Genomic DNA, 20,402 nt, shown 5'->3' on the forward strand with positions numbered 1-20,402 from the left:
GTTCGATCTCCTTCGGTGTGGATCAGCGCACGACCCGCTCCAGCAGGCCTGCCGAACGGGTGTAGGTCGCGGGTAGCCAGCGTTTGGCCTGCCACAGCATCTTGGCCTCGAGCTGCGGCACCACATACAGCTCGCCACGGTCCACCGCGTCCAGCGTGGTGCGGGCGATGACGGTGGGCGCGCGGCCGGTCCAGCGCAGCAGCAGCCCGCCGAGGCGCTCGGCGGTGTCGTCCATCGGCGAATCCGCGGTCATGATATTGGTTTTCACACCGGTCGGGCACAGCACCGTGACGCCGACGCCGGTGCCGGCCAGCTCGGCCGACATCGTCTCCGACAGCGCCAGCACACCCGCCTTGCTGACGTTGTAGGCGGCCATCCGCGGTGCCGCGCCGAACGCGGCCGCCGAGGCGACGTTCACCAGCGACCCGTGCCCGGCCGCGCGCAGGATCGGCGCGAAGACGTGGCAGCCGTGGATCACGCCCCAGAGATTCACCCCGAGCGTGCGGTGCCAGTCGTCGAGGGCGAACTCGCCGACCACCGGCCCGCCCGCGCCGATGCCCGCGTTGTTGACGACAACGGTGGGCGGGCCGCCGAACCAGTCCTGCGCGGTGGCCGCCAGCTGTACGACCTCGTCGATCACGGTGACATCGCAACGGGTGCCGATCGCCTTGCCGCCCCCCGCCTCGACCAGTTCGGCGGTTTCGGCCGCACGGTCGGGGTCGATATCGGAGCACACGACGCGCCCGCCTCGACGACCCAATTCGACGGCGAACGCACGTCCGATTCCACTACCCGCACCGGTCACCACAGCATCGGCGGCAGCGGTTCGGCGGTGTCCGCCGAAGGGGAACAATCGCATGGCAACTCCCGGGTCGACCCGGTGAGACTCAAATTGGTGGCATCTGCCACCATTGGCCGCACCTGACACCAATTAGGCGCGCGGAGGAGTACTTTGTCAACCATGGATGTGCGCGCACCGGCACGGACCTGGGGCGGGCGGACCGCCGAGGAGCGCAGAGCGCAGCGGCGGGTCGGCCTGGTCGAGGCCGCCCTCGATATCTGGCTCGACCACGGCTGGGCCGCGGTGACCATGCGCGGTGTCTGCCAGCGGGCCTCGCTCAACGATCGCTACTTCTACGAGCACTTCGCCGACCGCGACGAACTACTGGCCGAGGTCTGGGACGAGGTGTGCGCCGGGGTGTTCGCCGAACTGGCGAGCGTCGTCGCCGAGAATGCCGACCGGACCCCCCTCGAGATCACCCGCGCGGCCATCGCCTGTGCCGTCGGATTGCAGACCGATCTGCGTGGACGCGCCCGGATTCTGCTGGCCGATCACGCGGGCAGCGCCGTGCTCGAACAGCGCCGCAAGACCATGCTCACCGACGCGACCGATCTGCTCATCGCCGCCGCCTGGCCCTATCTGCGCCCCGACGTCGACGAAACCGCCATGCGGATGAGCACATTGGCCGGCATCGGCGGCTTCATCGAACTACTGTCCGCGTGGCGGTCCGGTGTGCTCGACGTGGACGCCGAGCGCATCGTCGATCACACCAGCGCGATCGCGGCGCAGCTCGGCGCGATGTTCCTGCCCCCGGAGATCATCGGATGATTCGCGCCGCACGCCGGGCGGCGTTCGGTTCGACCGCGCGGCGGTACTACGCGGATCCTTTCAGCGCGCGCAAGCCGGCCGCCATGAATTCCGGGGTGGCCTCGGCGGCCCGGTCGGCGGCGGAACCGGTGTCGGAACCCTGATGCGCGCGATGGGTGATGCCCTCGCCGATGATGCCGAGTTTGAAGTTGGCCAGCGCGAGGTAGAAGCCCCAGTTGTCGAGCTCGCGCCCGGACGCGGTGGCGTAGGCATGTGCGAGCGTGTCGGCGCTCGGCAGGCGCGGGCTGGTCCACGCCGCACGGGTCCCGAGGATCACGTCGAAGATCGGCGACCGGTACACGCACATCAGGGCGACATCGGTGAGCGGGTCACCGAGGGTGGACAGCTCCCAATCGACCACCGCACGGACCGTTGCCGGGTCGGCGCTGTCGAGGATCGTATTGTCGATACGGAAGTCCCCGTGCACGATCGAAGCCGATGTCTCCGGCGGGATCGCGGCGGCCAGTGCGGCATGCAGGGCCGCCACATCCGCGAGCTCGCGGGTTTTGACCCGCTCCCACTGGGATGCCCAGAGCTCGACCTGCCGGGCGACGAAACCTGCTGGCCTGCCGAATGATTCGAGACCGACAGCGCCCGGGTCCACCGCGTGCAGATCGGCGAGAACGCGGACCAGCGCGCGCACACTCGAATTCACCTGCTCATCGGTGAGCGCGGACAGATCGTCCTGGTCGCGAAACACCGTCCCGTCGACGAACTCGACGACGGTCATCGGCGCGCCCAGCGCGGATCCGGTCGCGTCGAAGGCGATCGTTCTCGCCACGGGCACCGCCGATGCCTGCAACGCGCTGGTGACGGTGTACTCACGGGCCATATCGTGCGCGGACGGGGTGAGCCCGGCGACCGGCGGGCGGCGCACCACCCAGCGCGAGACGTCATCGGCGGCGGCGAAGGTCAGATTCGACCGGCCCCCACTGATCAGTTCGACGCGCAGCTCGCCTTCCACCTCGACGCCGTTGGCGCGCAGGAACTGTTCCAGCGCGGCGATGTCCATGCCCGGCAGTGTCATTCGGAATCCCGTTTCGTCCGCTTGGCGGCGCTCACCGCGCGTTTGGCGATGGCCCAGCGATGCACCTCGGAGGGACCGTCGTAGATCCGGAACGGGCGCACCTCGCGCGAGAGTCGCGCCAGCGGCAGGTCGGCGGAGACGCCGAGACCGCCGCACATCTGCATACTCCGGTCGACGATGCGGAAGATCGCCTCGGCGGCATAGGTTTTCGCGATGGAGGTGGCATTCGCGGCGGGCTCGCCACGGTCGAGTTCCCAGCAGGCACGGGTCAGCAGTGCGCGGGTGGCGGCGATGTCGATCTCGTTGTCGGCGATCATCTTCTGGACCATGCCGAGGTCGCCGAGGCGCGAACCGAAGCCCTCGCGGTGCGCCACGTGCGCGACCGCGACGTCATGACCGCGACGGGCAGCGCCGAGCCAGCGCATCACATGGGTCATCCGGGCGGGGCCGAGCCGCACCTGGGCGTATTCGAAGCCTCGGTCGACTTCGCCGAGTACCGCGGACTCCGGGACGAGAAGGTCGTCGAAGAAGACCTCGCAGTGGCCACCGATCATCGACTTGTCGAGGGTGTCCAGATGGCGGCCGACGCGAATGCCCGGGCTGTCGGCAGGTGCCAGGAACATCGTGGCGCCACCACGTTGGCCGGGCTCGCCCGAAGTGCGGGCCATGATGATGAAGAACCCCGCCCCGTCGGCGCCGGTGATGAACCATTTGTGGCCGGTGATGCGCCAACCGCCATCGGCACGGACCGCGCGGGTGCTCAGCGCGGAGGGGTCCGAGCCCGCACCCGGCGCCGGTTCGGTCATGGCGAAGGCCGAGCGCACCTCGCCGCGAGCGAGCGGGGCGAGGAACTGCTGTTTCTGCTCCGGGTCGGCGATGTGGGCGAGCATGTGCACATTGCCCTCGTCGGGGGCGGCGATATTGAGGGCCGTCGGGCCGAACAGCGAGTAGCCCGCCTCCTCGAACACCGGGGCCCGGTTGGACATGTCCAGACCGTGGCCACCGTATTCGAGCGGCGCGTGCGGGGCGAAGACACCGGCATCACGGGCGGCCTGCTGGAGTTCGAGGCGCAGCTTCTCACCACCGGCCGCGGTGATGTCGCCGTCGTGCGCGTCTTCGACCGGGAGCACATGGTCGCGGACGAAGGTGCGGGTGCGGTCGGCCAGGCTCTGCACCTCGGACGGATAGGACAGGTCGATCGGCACGGGTCCGCTCCTCGGCTCGGTTGCCGAACGATCGCTCGGCACATTGACTGTTACGACAGTCGCACGCGCGTATTCATGCTGTCAAAAAGCCTGGTAGGACTCCAATGTTTGTTCAGCTATTCTGAACATCATGGATTCGACGGCAGCTGAACAGCAGGCGATGGGGGCGCGGGTGCGCCAGGCGAGGACCGCGGCGGGGTTGTCACTACGGGCGACCGCGCAGCGAATCGGGGTCAGCGCGGCCACGCTGAGCGCCATCGAGACGGGCAAGACCGGCGCCTCGGTTTCGCGCCTGCGATCCCTCGCCGCCGAGCTGGGCACGACGGTGGCCCGGCTGATCGGCGACCAGCGCACCACCGGCGCTCCTCCCCCGGCACCGCGCGCGACTGATTCGCGCCATACCCGCCCCGCCGGAAGCCCCGCGCACGGTGAAACCGGATCGCCCGACTCCGGCGCACCGAATTCCTGGCGTGAGTTCCCGCCCCTGGTTCTCGACCCGGGGCTCGCCGCCGCCATCGATTCCTTCGTCGAGACCGGGTATCACGGAGCCACGATGCGCTCGATCGCCGCGCGGGCGGGCATGAGCGTGCCCGGTGTCTACCACCACTATCGCGACAAACAAGACCTGCTGGTCCGCGCACTCGACCTGACCATGGACGAATTGCACCGGCGGGTGCGCGCGGCACGCCTCGACGGCACGAACGGCCGCGAACGAGTGAGCCGTGTCGTCGAAGCGCTCGCCCTGTTCCACACGCACCACCGCGAACTCGCCTTCATCGGCGCCAGCGAGATGCGCAGCCTGAACCCGGCCGATCGTGATCGGATCACAGCCTCCCGCAATGAGATCCAATACCTTCTCGATGCCGACATCGACGCCGCGCTGACCGAGGCGAACCGATCGACCGCCCGGGCCCGCGACGCGGGCCGTGCCATCGCGACGATGTGCACCGCACTGCCCCAGTGGTTCCGGCTCGACGGCCCGTCCTCTCCCGAACAGATCGCCGCCGCCTACGCGGACTTCGCCCTCGGACTGCTGGGCGTGGACGGCCCGCACCGATAGCGGAACGGCAGGACCGTGCCGGAAATCAGTTCACCGCGTACGGATATACGTCGGAGCGACCCTGGAACGACAGGATCCGCGGGTTCTGTACCCGACCGTCGCGAATCTCGATCGCCCGGCGAATCGTTTCGCTGCCATCCCACGCTGGGGGGCCGCCGAGCACGACGGGCAGGTACTCGAGCAGAGCTTCGGAGTTCTCCCACGTCGCCGAGTCCCAGAGAAACGAGGGGCTGTGGTCGACACCGTAGTAGTGCAGATCGTCACCGACGGTGAACATCGGATCGGCGAACGAGGTCGGGCGCGAGAACTCGAAGCCCATTCCCTCGTCGCACGAGACGTCGACGAAAAGCGTTCCGCGCGAGAAGAGTTCGAGGTCATCGTTCATGATGAACGTCAACGGGTCCTCGGTGTCCTGGAACATGCAGTTCACCACCACGTCGTAGTTGGCCAGCATCTCCGCCAGCGGCCCCGGCTCGGGCGCCTTCAGCGCGAGTGTCCGGCCGGGCAGTCCCGGATCACGCTTGAAATGCTGCATTCGCACCGAGGCGAACGGCGAGGCCACCGCCGACACACTGCGCTGGGTCAGCACGGTCACATCGCTGATCCCCAGTGCCGACAGCGCCCGCACCGCACCACGCGCGGTGGCGCCGAAGCTGATGACCGCCGCACGCATCCGGCGACCGTAATCTCCACTCACGCCGCGCAATTGGAGGGCATGCATGACCGAGCAGTAACCGGCCAGTTCGTTGTTCTTGTGGAACACGTGGACGCTGAAAGCACCCGACTTCGTCCAGTGGTTCATCGCCTCCCAGGCGATCAGCGTCAGGTCGCGGTCCACGGCCAGCTGGGTCATGCTCGCGTCCTGCACACAGTGCGGCCAGCCCCACACGGTCGTGCCGGGGCGCATCTGCGCGAGGTCTTCGGCCAGCGGCTTGGCCAGCAGCAGCACATCGCACTCGGCGAAGAGCTCGTCGCGAGTGCGATGGCCCGCTACGAGTGGGGCGAGGACGTCGTCGGGGTAGCCGAATCGGTTACCGTAACCGTGTTCGAGGTAGATCTGACCGCGCAGCTCGGGATCGATGCGGTCGAGGTGGGCCGGGTGGATTGCCAGCCGGTGTTCGTTTTCCTTGCGAGAGGTCGCGACGACGCCGACCGTCAGGTGTTTCACAGTTGCTTCACCTGGTCAGCCTACCCGTAGGCCCTCAGCTCTCCGCCTTGCTGGTGATGTCGTCGAGGGACTCGCCCATGGTCTCGGGCACCCGGCGATAGCAGAACACCAGCGACAGCGCGGAAACGACCGCGAAGAGGAAGAACATCGTCGACGCGCCCCAGAGTTCGCCCAGCGGCGGGAACACCAGGGAGACGGTGAAATTGCCCATCCAGATGAGGAAGGTGCAGATACTCATCGCGGTGGCGCGGATCGGGGCGGGGAAGATCTCCGAGATCAGCAACCAGGTGGGCACCCCGACGCCGAGCTGGAAGGCACAGACGTACACGATCATCAATGTCACCAACACATACCCGGTGGCAGTGCTCTGCGTGAGACGTTCCATCAGACCCATACCGACCAACGCGACGACCATGATCGCCAGGCCGAGGAACATCGGTGGGCGCCTGCCGATCTTGTCGACCAGGCTCATGCCGAGCATCACGCCGAGCACCGCGCCGACACCGATGCCGATCGACGAGGTGATCGCCGCATTGTCACCCATCCCCGCCTGGGCGAGAGTGGACGGTGCGTAGTAGATGACGGTATTGACGCCGACGAATTGCTGAATCAACGCCAATCCGATTCCGGTGTAGAACAGCGCGCGCACCTTCGGTTTCCGCAATTGGTCGCTCAAACTGTCCTTGACCGCCGCATCGGCGGCCTCGGACTGTTCGATCTCGGCGATCGTCGGCTCGACATTCTCCGGGTAATAAGACTGTTCGAGCACTTTCTTCGCATCGGCGGTACGGCCCTGTTTCAGATACCACCGCGGTGAATCCGGCATGAAATACATGCCGATCACGAGCGCCGCCGCCGGAACGGCCGCCATCGCGAGCATGAGCCGCCAGTTCCCGGTCGGGGCGAGCAGCGCGTTGACGATGTAGGCGAGCAACTGCCCGCTGGCGATCATCAGCGAGTTCATCGACACGAGGCGCCCGCGATAGGTCGGCGGGGAGATCTCGGAGACGTACATGGGGACCACCAGTGAGGCGGTACCGACCGCGACGCCGAGGAACAGGCGGGTGATGATCATGACCGTGGCATCGGGCGCCAGCGCCTGGGCGAGCGCGCCGATGAAGAACAGGGCGCCCGCGAACAGCAGCGTCGTCCGCCTGCCCCACCGGTCGGCCATCCAGCCGCCGGTGATCGAGCCGATCGCGGCGCCGATGAGCAGCGAACTAGTGATGACGCCGACCTGGGTCTGGCTCAGCGCGAAATCAGGCGTGAGGTAGACCAGCACGCCGGAGATGACGCCGGTGTCGTAGCCGAACAGCGCGCCGCCGAGCGCGGCGATGACGACGACAGTGAGCACGAACTTCTTGATCCTGGCCCGCATCGCCTCCCGCTCCGGCGAATCGGGTGGCGTCTCGACCGGTGGTTCGGTGACCGGGGACACCATCACCGGCTCCGGTCCGTCCTGGACGGTGTGCGGTACCCGGACCGAGGTATCGGTATCCGGCCCGATGAGGCGGCCGCCGGAAACCTGCGCCACAGGCACGGTGGGACTCGAGACGGCGCCGCGCCGCTCCGGCTCCTTATCGGTGGATCCACGAGGGGAATCGGGCATGTCCACACCTCCGCCGGATGGAGTAGGTCGATTCCTGCACCTTAATCGAGCGCGGAAGATTCGCGATAGCTCGAAATCCATGGATATTGTCGTCCGCAGATCAGCGGTAAGGAGCGATCGGGGAATGTATCCCACCCCCTGCGTGGGATACATTCCCCGATCAACACGCTCTTATCGGAATCGCCGCCGACCGAAATGCTCGCCGTTTGCCCGGATCGGAGAAAAGCGTCGCGTAACCATCCGACACCATCCATCCGTCAAACCGTAACCGCCGAATGCCGCTTTTGCCGGGTTCCCACGAATCTCGTCGACGCCCGGTTATCGACGATGCAGCGACCGGACGGTGACCGCACCCCAGAGCATCAGGCTCGCGGCCGCGGCCATATAGAGGAAGTAGGCCAGCACAACCAGGACGGATCCGTAATTGCCCACCCAGTCACCCAGTCGCAGCAGGCCGGCCACACCGAGGCCGAGCAGGATCAGCCCGAGAATCAGCCCCGGCATCGCCAGCGGCGCGATGGGCGATTCGATGGCGGAGGTCGCCGAGACGCGGCGGCCGCGCTCGGTAACTGACAGATTGCTGTTCGATTCGAAGTAGATGCTGCTCATGACAACAAGTCCCTTCCGGACAGCCGCCCCGACACGGCCGATAAGTGATCCGTACCGGATCCTTTGATGACCGCCACGCCGCAGCGGAAGTGCGGGTCGTTCGCGACCCCGGATCCGTGTCGATCCGGTCGATGATCACAAACGGTTAACGTTCAGCAATTACGAGCTTGCCAGCCAGGCCGACTAGAGAATAGGTGATGTGATCTGCATCACATCGAACTCCTGTGCGACACGATCCGATAACGTGCGTTACATTTCGCCGGAACACGGGCTGGAACTGGCGAAAACCCGACACAACTGGGCATTTGTTCAACAGGCCGACATTGATGTCATTTATCGAACCGTTACGGCCCTGACGTGGGAAAACACACACTTCCGCCCACCGCGATCCAGTTGGTACCCCCATGAGCCACCGACACGCCACCGTGACGGAAACCGCCCGATCGGGACCGGCCGGTCCGGGAGGAACCGATCGTCGAGGCGCGAAACTTTCCGACCGCGACTTCTGCGTGGGTTCGAACGAGGGAACGCGTCACGTCGGCTATCTTGATCTAGTTTTTCGATGCTGCTGGATCGTTCGTGTCGCTTCGCCGAAATCGCGTGCCGCGTGAGATCCACGCCTCGCGCTGTCGGCGACCCTCTCAGACGAAGGGACGCCGGTCACCATGCCCGCACCCGTTATCCTCCACGGCCGCATCGCACGGCTGGAACCTCTCGCACCTCACCACGTTCCGGGACTGATCGCCGCGGCCGCCGCGCTCGACGGACCGGCCGGGTTCACCGTCGTCCCGCACGGTGACCAGGAGGCGCGCACCTATGTCTTCCAGGCCGAAGCGGCGCAGCTGGCAGGCACAGCGCTGGCTTTCGCGATCGTCACCGTCGCCGACGAGTGTGTGGTCGGGGCGACCCGATTCACCCGGCTCGACTACTGGCAGGGACCACTGACCTGGCCGTTGTCCGCCGAACCGGTCACCTCGTTGCCCGGCGGGGCGATCCCCGACGCCGTCGAGATCGGCAATACCTGGCTCACCCCCGCGGTGCGGGGCGGTCAGGTGAATCTCGACTCCAAGCTGCTGCTGCTCACCCACGCCTTCGACAGCTGGGGCGTGCGGCGGGTGACCCTGCGCGCCGACGCCCGCAACTTGCGCTCCCGGGCGGCGATCGAACGGCTCGGCGCGGTGAGTGACGGTGTGCGCCGGGCACATTCGCGTGGGCTCGACGGCGCGGTGCGTGACACCGCGTTCTATTCGATCCTGCACGACGAATGGCCGGGGGTGCGCGGGCGGATCATCGAACAACTGGCCGCCCGGGCCGCCCTGCGGGGCGCGCCGTTGATCCCGGCGACCGCGGCGGCGTTGCGGCCGTTGGCTTCTTCGCCGATCGGTTGAGGTCTCAGCCCCGCGACGACTCAGCCCCGCGACGACTCGATACGGTCGGCGATCAGGTCGGCGAGTTCATCCGGGCATTCCTCGGGCAGCCAATGCGAGCCGTCGAGCACGGCGAAACGATAGTCACCGGTGACGAATCCGCGGGTCAGTTCGGCACCACGGCGGGTCAGCGCCGCGTCGCCGGTGCTCCACACGTGCGTCACCGGCACGGTGACGCGTGCCGTCACCGCGCGCGGTGTGATCAGCGCCAAGGCGCGATACCAGTTCAACGCGGTGGTGAGCGCGCCGGTGTCGATGATCTCGGTGTGCACGCGGTCGATCGCGTCGGCGGACATGCCCGATGTGGCCAGGATCTGGTCGAAGACGCCGGGCCGCGCGCGAATCAGGCGCTCGGGGAGCACCGGCAGCTGGAACAGCGCCATGTAGGACGAGCGAAGGAGCTGATCGCTGCTGATCATCGAGCGGGCGAAGGCGCCGGGATGCGGCACCGACACGGTCACCAGCGTGCGGACGAGTTCGGGGCGGGCCGCGGCCACCGACCAGGCGACCATCGCGCCCCAGTCGTGCCCGACCAGATGCACCGGACCGCGGTCGATGTCCTCGATCAACGCGACCACGTCGTCGACGAGTTCGGGAACGCGGTAGGCGAGGCGGCCGGACGGCCGAGCGCCCGGTGAGTAGCCGCGCTGGTTCGGGGCGATGGTGCGGTAACCGCGCGCGTTGAGCAACGCGGTGAGTGGCTGCAACGAGGTCGCGGTCTGCGGGAAGCCGTGCAGCGCAACGACGACGGGGCCGTCGGGCGGTCCGGAGTCGACGACGTCGAACTCGAGTCCAGCCCTGGTGAAAGTGGTCAACTGGGTGCTCAACGAACCCTCCGATCCAGTAACTTACTTATCGGTAAATTACTCGGGGCCCGTGCCCGGCGTCAACAGCGCTCACCGTCCTGTTCCCCCGTGCACGACGGCGACTTCCGCACCACCGAGATCGAAGGCCCGGTGCAGGATGCGCACGGCTTCGTCGAGGTCGGTGTCGCGGACCAGCACGGAGATGCGGATCTCCGAGGTGGCGATCAGGTCGAGGTTGATATTCGCCGCGGCCAGCGCCTCACAGAAGCTCGCGGTGACGCCCGGATTATTGCGCATGCCCGCGCCGATCAACGAGACCTTGCCGACGCGGTCGTCGTAGCGAACGTCGGCGAAGCCGATCTCGGCACGGCGGTCGCGCAGCAAGGCGACCGCTCGCGCGCCGTCGGCGGCGGGCAGGGTGAAGGTGATGTCGGTGCGTCCGGTACCGGTGTTCTGCACGACCATGTCGATGCCGATCTCGGCGTCGGCGACCGCGCGGAACACCTCGGCCGCGTAGCCGGGCTCGTCGGGCAGGCCGACGACGGTCACCTTGGCCTCGTTGCGGTCGTGCGCGACGCCGGTGAGCACGGCCTGGTCGGCCGGGATGTCGGCCATCGAGCCGAAGACGGTGGTGCCGATCGCGTCGGTGTAGGACGAGCGCACATGCACCGGTACCTGGTAGCGGCGCGCGTATTCGACGCAGCGCAGCATGAGGACCTTCGAACCACAGGCGGCCATTTCCAGCATCTCCTCGTAGGAGATCTGGTCGAGTTTCTGCGCGTCGGCCACGATGCGCGGGTCGGCGGTGAAGACTCCGTCGACGTCGGTGTAGATCTCGCACACATCGGCCTTCAAGGCCGCGGCGAGCGCGACGGCGGTGGTGTCGGAGCCGCCACGACCGAGAGTGGTGACATCGTCGCTGTCCTGGCTCACGCCTTGGAACCCGGCCACGAGCACCACCTCGCCGTCGTCGAGTGCGCGGCGCACCCGGCCCGGGTCGACTTCGATGATCTTGGCCCGGCCGTGGGCGCCGGTGGTGATCACGCCGGCCTGCGAGCCCGTCAACGATCGGGCTTCGGCACCCAGTGCGTGAATCGCCATGGCCACCAAGGCGTTCGAGATCCGCTCACCGGCGGTGAGCAACATGTCCAACTCGCGCGGTTCCGGCGCGGAGGCGATCCGGCCCGCCAATTCGAGGAGCTCATCGGTGGTATCGCCCATGGCCGAGCACACCACCACCACATCGTGCCCCTGCTTCTTGGTCTCCACGATCCGCTCGGCGACCCGCCGGATCCGCTCCGCGGTGGCTACCGACGAACCGCCGAATTTCTGCACAACCAGGGCCATCCCGAGTCCTCTCCCCTGCTCCCCCGCACGCGATCCGCGGGTGACCCCTTCGAGTATCCAGGCAATCCGGGCACGGCCGTACCAATTCGGCAACGAAAACGACTGCCGCCGAATGGTTTCGGTGGCAGCCTTCGATCGCCCCTGTTCGGTGCGCAGAGGGCGGGCCGGCCCATCGACCGACCGACGACACCGCGTTTGCGTCCGAGATCATCATTGGTATAGCGTTCTGAACATGTTCAATGAACATGTTCAGTCGCGGTCGGAGCAACAGGCGGCGACGCGACAGAAGGTCTTGGCAGCAGCCGAACGGCTCTTCCGCGCCCAGGGGTTCAAGGCGACCACGATTCGGCAGATCGCCGCCGAAGCGAACGTGAGCACCGGGACCGTCATGGCTGCCGGCGAAAAAGACGCGCTGCTCGTCTCGCTCTACGACAACTGGATCACCGCGGTACACAACAGCAGGCAAACCGAACTCGCACCCTCGACGAAGACCGCGACCACCGAGGACGTGCTCGAGCTCTTCGCGCCCTTCGTCGGACATTTCGCGCTCGACTCCGAGCTCTCACGCGAGTATTTGGCGATCCTCGTCCGCGGAAACCATGAGTCGGTGATCTTTCGCGACCTCGCGCTGGCCCTGCTGGGCGAACTCGAAACCGTGCTCGCCCGATCAGCGCTGCCCCGCAGCCAGGTCGGCCACGGCGCTCGGACCATCTATCTCGCCTATCTCGGCTTGCTGATGACCGCGTCCAGCGGTGCCATCGAGATGCCCGCCGCGGCCGAACAACTACGACAGATCATCGAATTCGTCATCACGCCCCCGAAAGGAAACCAATGATCCACGCTTCCCAACCATGGTGGCTACCAGCACTACTCGCGGTCTCGCTGTTCGCCGACGCGCTCATGTCCGTGCGCCCGCCGATGTTCATTCAGCGATGCCTCGACGGCGTCCGTTTTCCCCGCGACTGGTGGTGGACACTGATCGCCATCAAGCTGGCGGCCACAGCCGGTCTCCTTGTCGGACTGAAGTATCCCGGCGTCGGATTCGCCACCGCGGTCGGCGTGATCGCCTATTTCGGATGCGCCGCGTACGCCCACTACCGGGCCCGGTTCCTCGGATACGAGTTCTGGATCAACTGCCTCGGCATGCTGGCCCTGGCGGTGGCGGCGACGATCACGTACGTGGTGTAAGCCGCAGCGCTGTCCGGTACCCGACTGGTCCGCCGCACGGGGCAGCGGCGGCGGACCGCTGCCACCGGGCATTTTCGGCGGATCAGACCGAGCGCGGATCCCATGTCGTGACGGCCCAGATGACCACCACATCGAGCACGATGATCAGGATCGACCACGCCGGGTAATACGGCAGCCACAGGAAATTCGCGATGATCGACAGTGACGCGATGACGACCGCCACAATCCGCGCCCAGGTCGCGCCGCTCATCAGCCCCACCGCGCTCAGCGCGAGTACGATCCCGCCGATGATGTGGATCCAGCCCCATGTCGTGGTGTCGAATTCATAGACGTAGTCGATGCCGACGACGAACAGGTCGTCCTCGGCCACCGCGGCGATGCCCTGCAGAACGGACAACACGGCGACGACCAGGAGCAGGATCGCGGCGCCGATGGACGTGCCCGCGGCGAAACCCTGCCGGACCGGATGCCCGGTTTCCGATACGTGAGCCATCATGAATCCTTCCGTAGAAGACCGACGTCCAACGTTTCCCGATGGGAGCCGCGAGGGCCTCACCCGAAACGGATGAATCGGATCGCCACACGCGACGCGCGGCTGGTCACCGGTTTTCTTCGACTGGTTTCGAGGTGGCGGTTCGCTGCTGTGCCTCGGCAGGGTTCGAGCCCACTGCTGCCGCCGAATGGTTTCGGCGGCAGCACTCGATCATCCCTGTTCGGTGGGTACGACGATGAGTTCGGCGACGTTTACTCGGCGTGGTGCCGAGACGGCGAAGGCGATCGCGTCGGCGATGTCCTCGGGGAGCAGGATTTCCAGTCCCTCGCGCCATCCGGCGAGCTCGGCGCGACGGGTGTCGTCGCGCATTCCGGCACCGAGTTCGGTGCCGGTGAATCCGGGTTCGATGTTCTTGACCCGAACACCGCGTGGACCGAGTTCGGTGCGCAGAGTGCGGGTCAGGTGCGCTACCGCGGCTTTCGTGGCGCAGTAGACGCCGTAGTTCGCAAACGCGGCGTGGCCGCCGATGGAACCGACGAACACCAGGTCAGCGCGTCGACCCGCGCCTGCCGCGGCGAGTAGGTCATCGATGAAAGCTCTTCCGGTGTAGAGCAATCCGTTGATATTCGTCGCCACCATCTGATCCCATTCGTCGATCTCGGCCTGCTCGAACGGCGCGCCGAGCATGATGCCCGCGTTCGCGACGACCAGATCGACGGAGCCGAACGCGGCACGCACTTGCGCCGCGGCGTCCAGGACCGACTGCCGCACGCTCACGTCGACAGTCACCGCGAGGGTGTTCGCGCCGAGAGTGCGCGCGAGTTCTTCCAGCCGATCCTTACGCCGCCCGAGCAGCGCGACCTTCATGCCGTCGGCCGCCAGCCGTCGCGCGGTGGCGGCACCGATACCGCTGGATGCTCCGGTGACGACGGCGACTCGGCCTTCGATGTTGTGTGTCATGACCACAACGTTCGTCTCGGTCCTCGACGCGTGCCAGGTCGGAAACTTCCTGGTAGTGCGAGGGCCACCCAGCCGCCGCGAGGTCGGCATACCCTCGAAAGCATGGATACCGACAACCGTCTCGGTGCGTTCCTGCGGGCCCGGCGCCAGCAGGTGGGCCCCGAAGAGTTCGGGATGGCCGGTGGCGGTCAGCGGCGCGTGGCCGGACTCCGGCGCGAGGAAGTGGCCATGCTGGCCGGGATGAGCGCCGATTACTACATCCGGCTCGAACAGGGCCGGGACAAGCACCCGTCCGATCAGATCGTGGCGGCGTTGGCCCGGGTGTTCTCGCTCGACGACGACGGCATCGCGCACCTGCGGGAATTGGCGCGCCCCGCACCGCGACGCAGTCGCGCACCGCGACGACCGGAACGGGTCACGCCGAGCCTGCTGCGCCTGATGCGCACCTGGTCGGACACCCCGGCGCTGGTACTCGGCCGGTATATGGATGTTCTGGCCGCGACGCCGTCGGCCATCGCGCTGAATTCGTGTTCGGCGCCGGGAGTCAATCAGGTCAGGATGGTGTTCCTCGACCCCGAGGCCCGCAACGTTTTTCCGGATTGGCCGAGAATCGCCGCGGAGACCGTGGCCGGTCTGCGGGCCGGCACGGGCACCGATCTCGACGACCCACGTCTGACCGAGCTGGTGGGCGAACTGTCGTTGAAGAGCGAGGATTTCCGCCGCCTCTGGGCCAAGCACGATGTCCGCGCGAAAACCGCCGGGGAGAAACGTTTCGTCCATCCCCTGGTCGGTGAGCTCGGCTTGTCCTACGAGACCTTCACGGTCAACGGCGCGCCGGGCCAGACGCTTGTCGTCTACCACGCCGAGCCGGGTTCTGATTCCGCACAGTCACTGGCCCTGCTCGCGGGCCTACCCGTCGAGGACGCGTCCGTGAACTCGCCGGCGCGCTGACCCCTCGGCAGCGCCACCTCGACTACAGGCTGAAGGCGATCGCTCGCAGGATCAGGACGGCGATGAACACGGCGGTGAAGGCCAGGTCCAGGGAGAAGTCACCGATCCGGATCGGCTTGAGTACCTTGCGTACCGGGGCGATCACCGGTTCGGTCGCGGCGTGGGTCACCTCCCTGGCTTTGCGGGCCCACTGGGGTCCGTTGCCCAGCGCATCGATCCAGTCCACCACCATCCGGGCGATCAGCAGCACCAGAAAGACTGTCAGCGCGTAGCCGACCAGGGTTCCGACAAGACTCATGACGCACTCCCTCGCGGAGGCCACAGAGGACCTCTTACCGCTCTCAACGTGCCCGACATTGCCAAGGTGTCCACCACCCGGTTTTTCTCAGTCGATTATCAGGCCCGCGGCCACGTTCTTCGTGGTGATCGCGGGCGCGGCGTGGTGGCGTCCGAGCGGTAACCACCGACGATTCCGACCCGAGCAGTACCAGCGTCGGCATGGTGATCGTGACCAGCCGCTCGCGCGCACAACACAATTCGTCGACCATCTGCTCGACCGCGTGCTCGACGCCTGAAAAACGAAGAGCCCCGGCGATATTCGCCGGGGCTCACTCGTCTGACACTCGAACTACTTCTTGCGTTCCTTCTTCTCGCGCACACGCACCGAAATGCGCACCGGCGAACCGTCGAAACCGAACTCCTCACGCAGGCGGCGCTCCAGGAAGCGGCGGTAGCCTGCCTCGAGGAACCCGGTGGTGAACAGCACGAACGTCGGCGGGCGGGTGCTCGCCTGGGTGGCGAACATGACGCGGGGCTGACGGCCGCCACGCATCGGCGGCGGGGTGGCCGCGATGACTTCCTTGAGCCAGGTGTTGAGGCGGCCGGTGGAGATGCGCTTGTCCCAGGACTCGAGCGCGGTTTCCATCTGCGGCACCAGCTTCGCCACGGCGCGGCCGGTGTGGGCCGAGATATTGACCCGCTGGGCCCACGGCACCCGCACCAGATCGCGATCGATCTCGCGCTCGAGCATGTAGCGGCGGTCCTCGTCGACCAGGTCCCACTTGTTGAACGCCAGCACCAGCGCGCGACCGGAGTCGGCGACCAGGCTGATCACACGCAGGTCCTGTTCGGTGATCGGCACCGAAGCGTCGATCAGCATGATCGCGACCTCGGAGGCTTCCAGCGCCGACTTCGTCCGCAGCGAGGCGTAGAACTCGGTGCCGGTGGCATTGGAGACCTTGCGGCGCAGACCAGCGGTGTCGACGAACTTCCACGTCTTGCCACCGAGTTCGACCAGCGAGTCGACCGGGTCGACGGTGGTGCCCGCGACATCGTGGACCACCGAACGCTCGTCGCCGGCCAGCTTGTTCAGCAGGCTGGACTTGCCGACGTTCGGCTTGCCGACCAGTGCCACGCGACGCGGTCCCGCAACGGCGGTGCCTTCGCGCGGGGTCTCGGGCAGCGCGCCGAGCACGTCGTCGAGGAGGTCACCGGTGCCACGGCCGTGCGCGGCCGAGACCATACGCGGTTCGCCCAGACCCAGCGACCACAGCGAGGCCGCCTCGATTTCGACCTTCTGATCGTCGACCTTGTTGGCCACCAGGATCACCGGGATCTTGGAGCGGCGCAGCTTGCGCACCGCGGCCTCGTCGGTCGTGGTAGCTCCGACGGTGGCGTCGACGACGAGCAGGATGGCGTCGGCGGTTTCCATCGCCACCTCGGCCTGGCGCGCGACGTGCTGCTGCAGACCCTTGGCGTCGGGTTCCCAACCGCCGGTGTCCTGCACCATGAAGCGGCGCCCGGCCCAGTTGGCCTCGTACGAAATGCGGTCACGGGTGACACCGGGAACGTCTTCGACCACCGCTTCGCGGCGGCCGAGAATGCGGTTGACCAGGGTCGACTTGCCCACGTTCGGGCGTCCGACCACGGCCAGCGTGGGCATGGCGACGTGCTGTTCGCCTTCGCCGTCCCCGTCGATGTCGAGGACTTCCCATTCGGACTCGTCGGTCCAGGTTCCGTCGCCTACGAGAATCTCTTCGATCATCGCGGACCTCCTGTCGTGGCCGAAAGCTGCTGAGCCACCACGCGGTACAGCTCCTCGATGGTCTGTGCCATCGTCAGGTCGCTGGTGTCGACGAGCACCGCGTCGGCGGCGGGGCGCAACGGCGACACTGTGCGGGTGGAGTCGAGGGTGTCGCGGCGCTGCACGTCGGCCAGCACGGCCGCGTAATCGTCGCCGCGGCCCTCGCGGATGTTCTGTGCGTTGCGCCGCTCGGCGCGTGCCTCCGCGGAGGCGGTGAGATAGATCTTGGCGTCGGCGCCGGTGAGTACGACGGTGCCGATATCGCGGCCTTCGACCACGATGCGTCCGGCCATCGCCGTGATCTCGCGCTGCAGGGCGACGAGCTGCTCGCGCACCTGCGCCACCGCGGAAACAGCGGAGACGGCTTTGGTGACGGCGTCGCCGCGGATCTCCGCCGAGACGTCCTCCCCGTCGAGTTCGATCACCTCGTGGCTGGGGTCGGTACCGATCGAAAGCGGCAGTGCCGCAACGGTTTCCGCGATCGCATCCGAATCGGTCAGCTCGACACCCGCACGCAGCACGCGCAGGGTCGCGACCCGGTACATGGCACCGGTGTCGAGGTAACGGGCGCCGAGACGCGCCGCGAGCCGACGCGACACGCTGGACTTACCGGTGCCGGAAGGACCGTCCATCGCGACGACGAGCGTCGCGTCACCGGTCATCCGGTCGCCGGTGAATTCCAGGGGAAAGTCCACACCGTTCACAGCTGCACCGCCTCGTAGAGTTTGCCGATCTCGTCGCGGCCGAGCACCCGCAGCGTGCCGGGACGCTGGTCGCCCAGCGCCACCGGGCCGAGGTGGGTGCGCACCAGCCGGATCACCGGGTGGCCGACCTCGTCGAGCAGCCTACGCACGATGTGTTTGCGGCCCTCGTGCAACACGAGCTTCACCAGCGACCGGCCCTGGTAGGCCTCGAGCACCATGAACTTGTCGACCTTGGCGGGCCCGTCCTCGAGCTCGACGCCTTCGCGCAAGCGCTTGCCGACCAGGCGGTAGTTCACCTCGCCGTCGACGGTGGCCAAGTAGGTCTTGGGAACTTCGAACGAGGGGTGCATCAGTCGATGCGCCATCTCGCCGTCATTGGTGACCAGCAGCAAGCCCTCGGTGTCGGCATCGAGACGGCCGACGTGGAACAGGCGCTGACCAGCGGCGATCCGTTCGGCGATGATATCGCCGACGCAGGGGCGCCCCAGGTCGTCGGACATGGTGGACTGCCAGCCCCTCGGCTTGTTCAGCACCAGGTGCACCAGTTCGTCGCGGACCACGACACGGGTGCCGTCGACGCGCACGACCGCGTTCTCGGCGTCGATGCGCAGACCCTGCTCACGCACGATCTTGCCGTCGACCTCGACGCGACCGGCCGCGATCATCTCCTCGGCGGCGCGACGCGAGGCCACACCCGCCTTGGCGAGAACCTTCTGCAGACGTTCGCCTTCGCCCCAGGGAAGCTTCTTGGGGCCCTCGGTGACGTCGGCGTGCTGGTGCCGCGCGGGCTTGGCGTTGTTCAGGATCGTTGGAGCGACGACCTTCTTCTGCGGCTTCGTGGTCTTCTTGCGAGCCGCGAAGGCTTGTGTGCCTGCCGAAGCGCCGCTGCGCTGACCGGCGGTGCCTCCACGCTGTCCGCGGTCGGCGTCACCACGCGGGTAGCCGCCACCGCTGGAGGCACCGGTGCTGCGACGGTCATCGCGCTGACCTGCGCCTGCGGGGCCACCTCGACGGTCGTCACGCTGGTAACCACCGGCGGACGCGCCGCGACCGGCCGGGGCGCCGCGTCGATCGTCACGCTGGAAGCCACCGGGCGAACCGCCGCGACGGTCCCCACCGGTGGACGCGCCACGACGGTCATCGCGCTGGTACCCACCACCGGTGGATCCACGGCGACCGCCGGACTCGGCGTCACGCTGGAAACTGCCCGCGGACCGGGCTGCTGTCTGATTGCCGCGCTGGAAGCCACCCGCGCCGGTGCCGCGGCGGCCCGGAGCCGCTGCGCGGGAGCCACCCTGCCCGGTGCGCGCACCCTCGCCACGGTTGCCCGCAGTTCGGTTCGCGCCACTTCGGGGCTGGTCGCTGCGACTTCTTCGATCCGGTGTGCCATCTCGGCGAGCGGAATTATTCATCTGTCCTGTCAATCGTCGGTGCCGAGATCCATGTCGGACTCGGCGGGTTTTTTCAGCCTGGTGAACCGGGGATCGGTTTCCAGGCTCTCGCTGATCTCGTCGATCAGATCGACGCCGGGAAGCAGCGGCGCCAGCAGTGGCAGGTCGCCGAGAGAGGCGAGCCCGATCCGTTCGAGGAACAACTCGGTGGTGCGGTACAGCGTGCCGTTGGTTTCGGGGTCCTGACCCGCTTCCGCGATCAAGCCTCTGGCCAGCAGTGTGCGCATCACTCCGTCGACGTTCACCCCTCGGACCGCGCTGACCCGCATGCGGGTCACCGGCTGGCGATAGGCCACTACCGCCAAGGTTTCCAAGGCGGCCCGGGTCAGCTTCGTCCGGGCCCCGTCGAGCAGTACCCGCTCGACATAGGGCGCGTACTCCTGTCGAGTATAGAAGCGCCATCCGTCACCGACGAAACGCAGGTCGATGCCGCTGCCCCGCGCACTCAGTTCCGCCGACATCGCGCGCAGCACGGTTTCGACGCGCTCGCTGGTGTCGTCCAAGGCCGCTGCCAGCTGTTCTGTCGGTGCCGGGGCGTCGACGACGAGCAGCATCGCCTCCAGCGCGGACCGCAGTTCGAGGTCGTCGAGTGGCTCGGAGGTGAATTCCGCCACTGCTTCCGTCATGCTCTGCCTCCTCGGATGATCGCGGGCCCTGCGTGGTCAC

Annotated in this window: 21 protein-coding genes; 6 read left to right on the top strand and 15 right to left on the bottom strand. The window is 67.2% G+C overall.

Going from position 1 to position 20,402, the window contains the following annotated elements:
* Nucleotides 1-22 precede the first annotated feature (22 nt).
* Nucleotides 23-859, bottom strand: coding sequence for an SDR family NAD(P)-dependent oxidoreductase (locus tag ACWF99_RS07070; protein WP_452535269.1), 837 nt, complete (start codon nucleotides 857-859; stop codon nucleotides 23-25).
* 102 nt (nucleotides 860-961) lie between these two features.
* Here ACWF99_RS07070 and ACWF99_RS07075 point away from each other — a divergent pair, with 102 nt between their 5' ends.
* Nucleotides 962-1,609, top strand: a complete 648-nt coding sequence (locus tag ACWF99_RS07075) for a TetR/AcrR family transcriptional regulator (protein WP_378630110.1) — start codon at nucleotides 962-964, stop codon at nucleotides 1,607-1,609.
* Between the two features lie 46 nt (nucleotides 1,610-1,655).
* Here the strand turns inward: ACWF99_RS07075 and ACWF99_RS07080 are convergent, their stop codons facing one another.
* Together ACWF99_RS07080 and ACWF99_RS07085 are read right to left on the bottom strand one after the other, a co-directional pair.
* Nucleotides 1,656-2,675, bottom strand: coding sequence for a phosphotransferase family protein (locus ACWF99_RS07080; RefSeq protein WP_452535271.1), 1,020 nt, complete (start codon nucleotides 2,673-2,675; stop codon nucleotides 1,656-1,658).
* Entirely contained in the window at nucleotides 2,672-3,880 is a 1,209-nt protein-coding gene (locus tag ACWF99_RS07085; protein WP_378657084.1) for an acyl-CoA dehydrogenase family protein, read from the bottom strand. Before ACWF99_RS07085 ends, ACWF99_RS07080 begins: the two co-directional genes overlap by 4 nt.
* Nucleotides 3,881-4,010: 130 nt before the next feature.
* On the opposite strand from ACWF99_RS07085, the gene ACWF99_RS07090 reads away from it, so the two are divergent.
* On the top strand, nucleotides 4,011-4,940 hold the full coding sequence (locus ACWF99_RS07090) for a TetR family transcriptional regulator (protein ID WP_452535273.1): 930 nt from the start codon (nucleotides 4,011-4,013) through the stop codon (nucleotides 4,938-4,940).
* Between the two features lie 25 nt (nucleotides 4,941-4,965).
* Here the strand turns inward: ACWF99_RS07090 and ACWF99_RS07095 are convergent, their stop codons facing one another.
* The 3 genes from ACWF99_RS07095 to ACWF99_RS07105 form a co-directional block, all read right to left on the bottom strand.
* The gene (locus tag ACWF99_RS07095) at nucleotides 4,966-6,108 is read right to left on the bottom strand and encodes a N(5)-(carboxyethyl)ornithine synthase (protein WP_378630101.1); all 1,143 of its coding nucleotides are present in this window, start codon (nucleotides 6,106-6,108) and stop codon (nucleotides 4,966-4,968) included.
* 34 nt (nucleotides 6,109-6,142) lie between these two features.
* The gene (locus ACWF99_RS07100; RefSeq protein WP_378630100.1) at nucleotides 6,143-7,717 is read right to left on the bottom strand and encodes a sugar porter family MFS transporter; all 1,575 of its coding nucleotides are present in this window, start codon (nucleotides 7,715-7,717) and stop codon (nucleotides 6,143-6,145) included.
* 318 nt (nucleotides 7,718-8,035) lie between these two features.
* The gene (locus tag ACWF99_RS07105; protein WP_378630098.1) at nucleotides 8,036-8,326 is read right to left on the bottom strand and encodes a hypothetical protein; all 291 of its coding nucleotides are present in this window, start codon (nucleotides 8,324-8,326) and stop codon (nucleotides 8,036-8,038) included.
* Between the two features lie 665 nt (nucleotides 8,327-8,991).
* On the opposite strand from ACWF99_RS07105, the gene ACWF99_RS07110 reads away from it, so the two are divergent.
* Nucleotides 8,992-9,714, top strand: a complete 723-nt coding sequence (locus ACWF99_RS07110; RefSeq protein ID WP_378630096.1) for a GNAT family N-acetyltransferase — start codon at nucleotides 8,992-8,994, stop codon at nucleotides 9,712-9,714.
* A 20-nt stretch (nucleotides 9,715-9,734) separates the two neighbouring features.
* Here ACWF99_RS07110 and ACWF99_RS07115 read toward each other — a convergent pair whose 3' ends face one another.
* Nucleotides 9,735-10,580 carry an alpha/beta fold hydrolase gene (locus ACWF99_RS07115; protein WP_378657099.1) on the bottom strand — a complete coding sequence of 282 codons (846 nt, stop codon included), beginning with the start codon at nucleotides 10,578-10,580 and terminating at the stop codon, nucleotides 9,735-9,737.
* A gap of 69 nt (nucleotides 10,581-10,649) precedes the next feature.
* Nucleotides 10,650-11,906, bottom strand: a complete 1,257-nt coding sequence (locus tag ACWF99_RS07120; RefSeq protein WP_378630092.1) for an aspartate kinase — start codon at nucleotides 11,904-11,906, stop codon at nucleotides 10,650-10,652.
* A gap of 232 nt (nucleotides 11,907-12,138) precedes the next feature.
* Between ACWF99_RS07120 and ACWF99_RS07125 the strand changes: the two genes are divergently transcribed.
* Nucleotides 12,139-12,741: a TetR/AcrR family transcriptional regulator gene (locus tag ACWF99_RS07125; RefSeq protein ID WP_452535274.1), complete on the top strand. Its 603-nt coding sequence runs from the start codon at nucleotides 12,139-12,141 to the stop codon at nucleotides 12,739-12,741.
* The gene (locus tag ACWF99_RS07130) at nucleotides 12,738-13,094 is read left to right on the top strand and encodes a DoxX family protein (RefSeq protein ID WP_378630089.1); all 357 of its coding nucleotides are present in this window, start codon (nucleotides 12,738-12,740) and stop codon (nucleotides 13,092-13,094) included. The genes ACWF99_RS07125 and ACWF99_RS07130 overlap by 4 nt, the downstream gene beginning before the upstream one ends.
* 82 nt (nucleotides 13,095-13,176) lie before the next feature.
* Here the strand turns inward: ACWF99_RS07130 and ACWF99_RS07135 are convergent, their stop codons facing one another.
* Nucleotides 13,177-13,587 (bottom strand): DUF7144 family membrane protein, encoded by a 411-nt coding sequence (locus tag ACWF99_RS07135; protein ID WP_378630087.1) that lies wholly within the window; start codon nucleotides 13,585-13,587, stop codon nucleotides 13,177-13,179.
* 210 nt (nucleotides 13,588-13,797) lie between these two features.
* The gene (locus ACWF99_RS07140) at nucleotides 13,798-14,547 is read right to left on the bottom strand and encodes an SDR family oxidoreductase (protein ID WP_452535277.1); all 750 of its coding nucleotides are present in this window, start codon (nucleotides 14,545-14,547) and stop codon (nucleotides 13,798-13,800) included.
* A gap of 102 nt (nucleotides 14,548-14,649) precedes the next feature.
* Here ACWF99_RS07140 and ACWF99_RS07145 point away from each other — a divergent pair, with 102 nt between their 5' ends.
* A complete protein-coding gene (locus ACWF99_RS07145; RefSeq protein ID WP_452535278.1) occupies nucleotides 14,650-15,498 on the top strand; it encodes a helix-turn-helix transcriptional regulator in 849 nt (282 codons plus the stop codon).
* Between the two features lie 22 nt (nucleotides 15,499-15,520).
* Here ACWF99_RS07145 and ACWF99_RS07150 read toward each other — a convergent pair whose 3' ends face one another.
* The 5 genes from ACWF99_RS07150 to scpB form a co-directional block, all read right to left on the bottom strand.
* Nucleotides 15,521-15,796, bottom strand: a complete 276-nt coding sequence (locus ACWF99_RS07150) for a YggT family protein (protein WP_378995159.1) — start codon at nucleotides 15,794-15,796, stop codon at nucleotides 15,521-15,523.
* A 330-nt stretch (nucleotides 15,797-16,126) separates the two neighbouring features.
* Nucleotides 16,127-17,542, bottom strand: coding sequence for a ribosome biogenesis GTPase Der (der, locus tag ACWF99_RS07155; protein ID WP_378630079.1), 1,416 nt, complete (start codon nucleotides 17,540-17,542; stop codon nucleotides 16,127-16,129).
* On the bottom strand, nucleotides 17,539-18,243 hold the full coding sequence (gene cmk / locus ACWF99_RS07160; protein WP_452535325.1) for a (d)CMP kinase: 705 nt from the start codon (nucleotides 18,241-18,243) through the stop codon (nucleotides 17,539-17,541). The genes der and cmk overlap by 4 nt, the downstream gene beginning before the upstream one ends.
* A gap of 38 nt (nucleotides 18,244-18,281) precedes the next feature.
* The gene (locus ACWF99_RS07165; RefSeq protein WP_452535280.1) at nucleotides 18,282-19,697 is read right to left on the bottom strand and encodes a pseudouridine synthase; all 1,416 of its coding nucleotides are present in this window, start codon (nucleotides 19,695-19,697) and stop codon (nucleotides 18,282-18,284) included.
* Between the two features lie 8 nt (nucleotides 19,698-19,705).
* Nucleotides 19,706-20,362 carry an SMC-Scp complex subunit ScpB gene (gene scpB, locus ACWF99_RS07170; RefSeq protein ID WP_101463266.1) on the bottom strand — a complete coding sequence of 219 codons (657 nt, stop codon included), beginning with the start codon at nucleotides 20,360-20,362 and terminating at the stop codon, nucleotides 19,706-19,708.
* Nucleotides 20,363-20,402: the final 40 nt, after the last annotated feature.

This window comes from Nocardia sp. NPDC055002 (assembly GCF_053608825.1).